Origin of the sequence: Aquisalimonas sp. APHAB1-3 (assembly GCF_048323695.1) — a bacterium.
In the GTDB taxonomy this organism is placed as follows: Bacteria; Pseudomonadota; Gammaproteobacteria; order Nitrococcales; family Aquisalimonadaceae; genus Aquisalimonas.
The window spans coordinates 1-1,053 of the sequence record NZ_JBLWFT010000035.1; the positions used below are offsets into that span (position 1 = coordinate 1).

1 protein-coding gene is annotated in these 1,053 nt (G+C 69.0%); it reads right to left on the bottom strand.

The window, feature by feature from the left end; genetic code table 11:
- A partial coding sequence (locus tag ACNSTU_RS17500) for an MMPL family transporter (RefSeq protein ID WP_418212816.1) occupies positions 1-1,053 on the bottom strand: 1,053 nt, incomplete at both ends.

Sequence of the window (1,053 nt, forward strand, 5' to 3'; positions counted from 1 at the left end):
AACAGCCCGTACTCGACGATCAGCGGGATCAGCGCGAGCGCGAGCACGCCCAGCCCGGAGACGGTCGTGAGCATGCTCCCCGTGAGCGCGCCGCCGGTTCCCTGCGCGGTCACCCGCAGGGCGTCGTGGACGTCCCCGCGCGCGTCGAACTCGTCGACGAACCGGTGCATGAAGTGGACCGTGTAGTCGATGCCTAGCCCGATCGAGACGCCGAGGATGGGCGCGTTGAACGGCGAGAGCGCGATGTCGAAGTACCGCATCGAGCCCGCGAGCAGCGCGACGGTGATGAGTACGGGCACGAGGTTGATGACGCCGTAGACCGCTCGGCCCTCGAGCCACCAGTAGGTGAGCACGAGGAAGATCGCGGTGAGGACGAACGCGACGAACAGGCTGTTGACGGCGGACTCGGAGATCCGGTCGGCCACCGCCTGGTTGACGACGTAGGTGCCGGTCGGGGTGGCGTCGAGGGCCATCCCGTCGGCGACCGCGTGGGCGGCGGCGACGACCTCGTCGTCCTCGGCGTCGACGTCCGGCTGGAACTCGATCCGGGTCGAACTCCGGTCGGTCGTCACGTAGTTGCGCGCGTCGTCGGCCGACGCGGAGTCGAACAGCTCGTCGTACACCCGGTCGACGTCGCGGTCGGGCACGCCGTCGCCCGTCGTGTCGTACCGGTCGACGGTCCGGGCGAACTCGGGGTTGCGCTCGGCTTCGGCCTCGATCGAATCGAGGACGCTGCTCGCCTCGGCGCGTCGGTCGGTCGACTCGAAGGCGTCGGGCGGGTTCGCGATCGCCCGATCGATGTCCGTCAGCGCGTGATCCGACCGGACGTCCCTGTCGTCGGCGTACACCGTCACGGACTGAACGAACGGAATCCCGAAGTCGTCCTCGAGGTAGCTCAGGACCCGCATGAAGTTGTACTGGCCGGGGGCGAACGGCTCGGGGAGTTGCTGGTAGGCCTCGATTCGGTCTTCGTCGGGGAAGAAGACCTCCTCGCTGAACTCGACGTCGACGCCCGTCCCGTAGCCGCCGGCGGCCGCCCCGAGGAGCAGGCCG